4 protein-coding genes are annotated in these 7379 nt (G+C 73.0%); 3 read left to right on the top strand and 1 reads right to left on the bottom strand.

From position 1 onward, the window contains the following. Positions 1–2986 (bottom strand): DUF4347 domain-containing protein (locus tag ACSBPG_RS05955; RefSeq protein ID WP_435536206.1); only part of this gene is annotated, 2986 nt, incomplete at its 3' end. Between the two features lie 962 nt (positions 2987–3948). On the opposite strand from ACSBPG_RS05955, the gene ACSBPG_RS05950 reads away from it, so the two are divergent. The 3 genes from ACSBPG_RS05950 to ACSBPG_RS05940 all read left to right on the top strand — a co-directional run bounded on the left by ACSBPG_RS05950 (position 3949) and on the right by ACSBPG_RS05940 (position 7366). Continuing rightward, positions 3949–4848 carry an RNA polymerase factor sigma-32 gene (locus ACSBPG_RS05950; RefSeq protein WP_435536205.1) on the top strand — a complete coding sequence of 300 codons (900 nt, stop codon included), beginning with the start codon at positions 3949–3951 and terminating at the stop codon, positions 4846–4848. 23 nt (positions 4849–4871) lie between these two features. Next, positions 4872–6245 (top strand): GTPase HflX, encoded by a 1374-nt coding sequence (gene hflX / locus ACSBPG_RS05945; protein WP_435536204.1) that lies wholly within the window; start codon positions 4872–4874, stop codon positions 6243–6245. 200 nt (positions 6246–6445) lie between these two features. Further along, on the top strand, positions 6446–7366 hold the full coding sequence (locus ACSBPG_RS05940; RefSeq protein WP_435536203.1) for a DUF389 domain-containing protein: 921 nt from the start codon (positions 6446–6448) through the stop codon (positions 7364–7366). Positions 7367–7379: the final 13 nt, after the last annotated feature.

Here is a 7379-nt window from a genome sequence, read left to right as displayed (position 1 = left end):
CGTCGTCGGCCCCCAGCACGATGTACTGCGCCGACCCGTCGCCCGTCACCACCTGGCTGCCCGCCCCGCCGGTCACCTGCACCGCGCCGACCACCGCGGCGAACGCCACGTCGTCCAGCTCGATCACCGTCCCCGACGGCAGGCCCGTGGCGTCGATCACCAGCGCCTCGCGGGCGCTGCCGCCGGTCGGCGTGCCGCCGGTGATGCGCAGGGTCCCGGCCACGGTGGCGGTGCCGTCGGCCACCGTCGGCACGATGGTGCGCACCACCAGCGCCGTGTCGGCCGGCAGCCCGGCGAGGAAGCCCTCGCCCACCCCGCTCATCGCCGCCTCGTCGCCGGCGTCCGCGGTGCGCGCCTGGATCGCCTGGATCAGGCCGGCCAGCGCGTCGGCCGGCGTCTGCGCCGCGGCCACCCCCTCCACCCGCAGGCCGACGCCGGTCGGCACGCTGGCCTGCAGCACCGTCTGCCCGGTGGTGGTGTCGCGCACCAGCGGGATGTCGGCCGCCGGGGTGGCGGCGTCCTCCTCCACGCGGCCGGCGGTGACGATCGGCACCTCGACGATGTCGATCACCGCACCGGTCGAGGTGGTGAGGCGCTGCTCCTGCACCGTCACGCCGTCCACCGTCGTGTTGGTGGTGGTCCGGTCGGTGACGGTCACCGGCGTCCCCAGCACCGGCGTCGTCACCGTCGTCGGCCCGCCGCCGCCCGGCGATGGCGGGGGCGGAGGCGAAGCCGTGGTGAAGTTCAGTTGCGTGCCGCCGTCGAGTCCGGCGTACCCGTTGTCGGCCATGTCGACGATGGCGCCGGAGTCGATCTCCAGATAATAGGCGGTGGCGTGGGCCAGGTCGGCGGTCGGGTCGACGGTGACCTGATTGCCGGAGACGGTGACGCGCCCGCTGGAGCCGACCGTGAAGGTCTCGACCACGGAATTGTCGGACACCCGCTTGAGCACGATGCTGCCGGTGCCGGCCTGCACGGATTCCGAGAAGGTCAGCACGATGTCGGCGGCGGTCGCCACGCCGGTGGCGTCGTCCGCGGGGGACGAGACGGACAGGGTCGGCGCGGTCGCGTCGATGGAATCGGCGGTCTGGCTGATGGGGGTGGTGTAAGCGACGTTGGCGTTGTTGGAGCTGTCGGACAGCACGAGGTCGACCGGGATGTCGGCGCCGGCCGCCACATCGGTGCCGCCGGCGGAGACCGTGAAGGTGGCGGTGTAGGTGGTGTCGGTGACCTTGGTGAGATTGCCCAGCGTGAAGCCCGCGATGGTGCCGGATTGCAGCGTGTAGGTGTCGCTGTCCGATGCGACGGTGATGGTGGCGGTGATCACGTCGCCGATCTTCGCCGCGCTGTCGGGGATCGTCACGCCGGTGATGGTCGGGGGCGACGTGTCGAGCGCCTGCGTGCGCGTGGACGTCGCGGTCTGCGTCGAGCTGCCGTTGCTGTCGTTGGCGGTGACCACGACGCGGACGTACTTCGTCTGGTCGGCCTGGGTGAGCGTGTAGCTGCTGGTGGTGGCGCCGCTGATCGCCACCTCGTTGCCGCCGACGGTGTCGTCGGCGCGGTACCACTGGTAGGTGTAGGTCAGCGTGTCGCCGTCGGCGTCGCTCCAGGTGCCGTTGGTTGCGCTCAGGGTGCTGCCGACGCCGGCCGTGCCGGTGATCGTCGGCGCCACGCTGTTGGCCGGCGCCGAGTTCGTGATCTGCGCGAACTGTGAGGACGCGGTCTGCGTGCCGCCGTTGCCGTCGTTGGCCGTGACCACCACGCGCAGGTATTGGTGGGCGTCGGCGGTGGTTAAGGTGTAGGTGGAAGCCGTGGCGCCGCTGATCAGGGTGGTGTCGGTTCCCGCGCTGTCGCTGGCGCGGTACCATCGGTAGGTGAAGGTGCGGCCGTCGCCGTCGGCGTCGCTCCAGGTGCCGTTGGTCGCGGTCAGCGCGTTGCCGACGGTCGCCGTGCCGCTGACCGACGGCACCACGCTGTTGACCGGCGCCGAATTGGTGATCGCCGTGTACGTCGAGGACGCGGTCTGCGTGCCGCCGTTGCCGTCGTCGGCGGTGACGACAACGCGCAGGAACTTGTGGGCGTCCGCGGTGGTCAGCGTGTAGGTGGAGGCCGTGGCGCCGCTGATCGCGGTTTCGCCGTTGCCCGTGCTGTCGCTGGCGCGATACCACTGATAGGTGTGGTCCAGCGAGTCGCCGTCTTCGTCGCTCCACGTGCCCTTGGTCGCGCTCAGCGCGTTGCCGACGGTCGCCGTGCCGGAGACGCTGGGCACCACGCTGTTGGTCGGTGCGGCCAGCAGATGGCCGAACCGACTCTCGGTTCCGGCTGCCAGCACGCCGGCCGACTCGACAACGCCCACCGTCGTTTCCAGCACCCAGTCGCCCCCCAGGATCGAGGCGCCCGTGGGATTGCTGGATGCCGCCACGTCCGCATCCGTCGCGGCGGCGAGGGCGATCACGAAGGCTTCACCGTCAACGCCGGCGGCCGTGTCGCAGGAGTAGATCAAAAGGTCGCCGCGATCGCTCAATGCTCCGCGAATGGCGCCGAGTTCCTGCTCGTACTGGCCGAGAGCCGCCGGATCAAGGCGTGCCGTGCCCAGTGCCAGGCGGCCCGACGATCCGTGGCTCAACACATGGACGGCGTCAACGCCGTCGTGCCGCGCGAGATACCCGGCGATCTGCGTCATCCCGTCGCCGGAGTCGGACAGCAGCACGACCTCGACACCGGGCCGGACACCCTCGACGAGGGCAGGCCACCCGGCGACCGCGGGATCGATGAAGGCGATCTCGAACCGGCCGTCGTTCGCCGCGGGGTCGGCGGCCCGCAGCGTGACCGGCCCGGGAAGCGTGGTCTGCGAGGCCGGGAGCGCCGCTTCCGCGGAGCCTGCGAGGTCAGGTGCGCGGCCGGAGGGAAAGGCGGCGTTCGCCCCGGCGGATTCATCTCCACCCCCGGCCAGCCTGTTGCGCCACTCCGCGAAGGGCCCCGCCATCGTCTACCCCGTTTGAGAGAGTCGTGCCTGCCGCAATAGCGAAGCGGACGGAATGGCCGCAAGCGCGGAATTGGGACTAATCTGTACTGTTTCATGTTTTGTTCCTATGGCCGCACGGAAGCGGCCTCATGGCGACGGCTCTGAACGGCTCCCTCGGCCGGGGATGCCGGCGATTTGTGTCCGAGCGAGGAACCACGCGGCGGCCAGGAGGCGCTCGGGATCGTCGGCGGGGGAAACGCGGCGAGGATCCGGCCGAACCGTGCGGCCGCGACGCCACTGGGTGGGACCACACCGCCGGCCTGGTGCTCGGGCACCCACAGCCCGATCGCCATCAGCAATCGAGCCGGATCCGAACGGCGTGTCGAGCGACGCCACCGGCGGTCCATGCAGGAAGCGCTTGCGGTTTGCCCGGGCCAGGGCACGGCCCTCGATGCTGCCACTGGACGCTCTCGTCCACGGCGCCGTTCACGGTCGCTTGACGAGCCTTGACCGCCTGCCCGATGGGATCATCGCCAATACACGGCTGCGGCGGGCTGCATGGGTCGCGGTGGGGCGAAACGTCTGGCCCGCTGCGTGCCGGTGGTCGGCGGCGCTCTTGAAACCGGGCGCCGGGGCCCCATATGGGACGTCATGACGTAGCACGACGTGTCCGATGACTCCCCCGATCGCCGGGGTCGAGCCGACCGGACCCCCCAGCCGGACGACCGAGCCCACCCCCGCCTCCCGACCGGAGGCGCGGCCACGGGCCTCGGGTCCGGCCCTTTCCATGTCTCGACATCATCGGATCGGCGGCCGCGCGGCTGTCCGTCCCGACCTCTGCCGGCCGTGCCGGCCGCCCGGACCCGGGCGCCGCCCGCGCCGCAGGGGAGCCCCTCCGCATCGCGCGCGATGCACGCCCGCCGGCCGCGTCGAAGGCCGGCCGACACGACCCGCAGACCAACGCACGGCAGGGAGGCCGGCCCATGAACACGCACACGATCGTCACCGAACCGCTGCAGCTTTACCTGCAGGAGGCCCGGCACTACGCCTACCTCACCGCCGAGCAGGAGCGCGACCTGGCGTCGCGCTGGTGCCGCGGGCAGGACGCGGCCGCGCTCGACGCGCTGGTCGGCGCCCACCTGCGCCTGGTCGTCAAGATGGCCAAGGGCTTCCAGGGCTACGGCCTGCCGCTCGCCGACCTGGTGGCCGAGGGCAACGTCGGCCTGATGCAGGCGGCGCAGAAGTTCGACCCGGACAAGGGATTCCGCTTCGCCACCTACGCCACCTGGTGGATCCGCGCGGCGATCCAGGAATACGTCCTGCACAACTGGTCGCTGGTGAAGATCGGCACCACGGCGGCGCAGAAGAAGCTGTTCTTCAGCCTGCGCCGGCTCAAGGCCCGCATGGAGGAGCTGGACGGCGGCGACCTGACGCCCGAGGCGGCGGCGTCGATCGCCACCGAGTTGGGCGTGCTGCCGGACGAGGTGGTGGAGATGAACCGCCGGCTCTCGGCCGACGCCTCGCTGAACGCGCCGGTCGGCGTGGAGGGCGACCACGAGCACCTGGACCTGCTGGCCGACGAGCGCGCCAGCCAGGAGAGCACCGTCGCCGACGCCGAGGAGCGCCGGCAGCGCCTCGACTTCCTCAAGCTCGGCCTCGACGCGCTGAACGACCGCGAACGGGCGATCCTCGTCGCCCGCCGGCTGACCGACCGGCCGCGGACGCTGGAGGAGCTGGGCGAACGCTTCCAGGTGTCGCGCGAGCGCATCCGGCAGATCGAGGTCCGCGCCTTCGAGAAGGTGCAGAAGGCGGTCATGGCCCGCGCCCGGGCCCAGCAGATCACCGCGGCGGCCGACACCGGCCGCGCCATGGCCCGCGCCTGACGCGCCGGCCCGGAAAGGAACACATGCACGACCACACATCCAACGACGCGCGAGCCCGCTCCAACGACGCGCGAGCCCGCGCGGGCAACGCCGCGCCGGTCCGCACGGGCCGCGCCCTCGTCCTCCACCCCGTCCTGCGCGGCGGCGCCGCCGCCCGCAGCCCGCAGGCCTCCCTCGACGAGGCCGTCGGCCTCGCCGCGGCGATCGAGCTGGAGGTGGCGCACGCCGCCGTCGTCAAGGTCGGCCAGCCGCGTCCCGCCACCCTGCTGGGCGGCGGGGCCGTGGCGACCTACGCCACCCTCCTGGAGGAGGCCCGCGCGGCGGGCACCGCCATCGACCTCGTCGTCGTCGACCACGCGCTGTCGCCGGTGCAGCAGCGCAACCTGGAAACCGCGTTCCGGGCCAAGGTGATCGACCGCACCGGCCTGATCCTGGAGATCTTCGGCGAGCGCGCCCGCACCCACGAGGGCAAGCTGCAGGTCGAGCTGGCGGCGCTGAGCTACCAGCGCTCCCGCCTGGTGCGGTCGTGGACCCACCTGGAGCGCCAGCGCGGCGGCTTCGGCTTCCTCGGCGGCCCCGGCGAATCGCAGCTCGAGATGGACCGCCGCCTGATCGGCGACCGCATCGTCAAGATCAGGAAGGAGCTGGAGGAGGTGCGGCGCACCCGCGGCCTGCACCGCACGGCGCGCGCCAAGGTGCCCTACCCCGTGGTGGCGCTGGTCGGCTACACCAACGCCGGCAAGTCGACCCTGTTCAACCGGATGGCCGGCGCCGACGTGGTCGCCAAGGACCTGCTGTTCGCCACCCTCGATCCGACCATGCGGGCGATCGCCCTGCCGACCGGCCGCAAGGTCATCCTGTCGGACACGGTGGGCTTCATCTCCGACCTGCCGACCCACCTGGTGGCCGCCTTCCGCGCCACCCTGGAGGAGGTGCAGGCGGCCGACGTGATCCTGCACGTGCGCGACGTCTCCCACCCCGACAGCGAGGCCCAGAAGGCCGACGTGGACGGCATCCTGCGCGGCCTCGGCATCGATCCGGAGCATGATCCGCGCGTCATCGAGGTCGCCAACAAGATCGACCGCCTGGACGCGGGGGAGCGTGCGGCCGCCCTCGCCCGCACCCGGGACGCGGGCGACGCCTGCGCCGTCTCGGCGGCGACGGGCGAGGGCCTGGACCGGCTGTTCGCCCTGCTCGACCGGCGGATGACGGCCGGCCGTACGGTGGTCGACCTGGACGTCGCCCACGGCGACGGCGCCACGCTCGCCTGGCTCTACGCCCACGGCGAGGTGGTCGGCCGGCGCGACGACGCGGAGCACGCCCACCTCCAGGTCGCCATCGAGCCGGCGCTGCTCGCCCGCCTGGGCGGCCGGCGCGGCGAGCGGGCGGCGGCCTGAGCGGGCGCTCCCGGCGGCGGACCGCGGCAGGACGGTCGGGGCGGCGCCGCGCCACGGGCGGGGTGAACCGTGCCGGCGCGGCGCGAGGCCACGGACGGGGCATGCCGGTCGTGCAGGGGTGGGAACCCGGGGCGGCCGCCGTGCGTCGTGGTGGATGACCGTCCATCCGCAGGGGAAGGCCGGGAGGGCAAGGAGGGACCATGGCGCGGATCATCCAAGCCGCCATGTCGGCGCAGCAGCGGGCGCGGTTCCTGGAGCGCCTGGAGGGAACCGCGGGAGTCGTCGGCGTGTCGGTCCTGCCCGGCGCCTCGCTCGCGCCGCCGGGGGACATCGTCACCGTCCAGGTCAGCAACGACGCCGCACGGGTCGTGCTGCAGCGGCTGGGCGAGCTGGGCGTGCTCGACGACGGATCGGCGGCGATCAGCGAGCCGACGGCGCTGCTCGCCCCGGCCGACCAGGAGCTCGTCGACCGCGAGAGCAACGAGGCCGTCTGGGAGGAGATCGCCGCGCTGTTCCGGCGGGACACCAACGTCGGCCCCAACTTCCTCATCCTGATGGCGGTCGCCGGAGCCGTCGCCGCGGTCGGCATCGTCGAGGGCACGATGCACATCGTCGTCGGCGCCATGCTTCTCGCCCCCGGGTTCGAGCCGATCCTGCGCGTCGTCTTCGGCGCCATGACCGGCGGACGGGGCACTGGCGCGGCCAGCGGCGTCCGCTCCACGCTGGCCGGATACGCCGCGCTGGCGGCGGGAGCGGCCGGCGGCGCGCTGGTCGTGCAGGCCCTCGGGCGCATGCCGCCCGGCCGCCTGGCCGACCTCGAGCTGGTCGCCTATTGGACCGGGGTCGGGTCCACCGGCCTGCTCGTCGCGACCCTCGCCGGCATCGCCGGCGCGGCCATCCTCACCTCCCGCCGCACGGTGTTCGCCGCCGGGGTGATGGTGGCCCTGGCGCTGGTGCCGGGAGCGGCGATCGGCGGCATGGGGCTGGCGCTGGGCGAACCCGCGACGGCGGCCGACGGCCTGCTGCGCTGGCTGGCCGACGCCGCCTGCGTCGTCGTGGCGGGCGGCGCAACCCTCGCCGTCAAGCGCCGGGTGACGCACGCCCGTCGCGTCGAGGACTGATGCGGAGCCAGCA

Source organism: Azospirillum sp. ST 5-10 (assembly GCF_051225715.1).
Lineage (GTDB): Bacteria > Pseudomonadota > Alphaproteobacteria > Azospirillales > Azospirillaceae > Azospirillum.
Note: the sequence above shows the minus strand (reverse complement) of the source record. Positions and strands in the feature narration are given on the sequence as shown.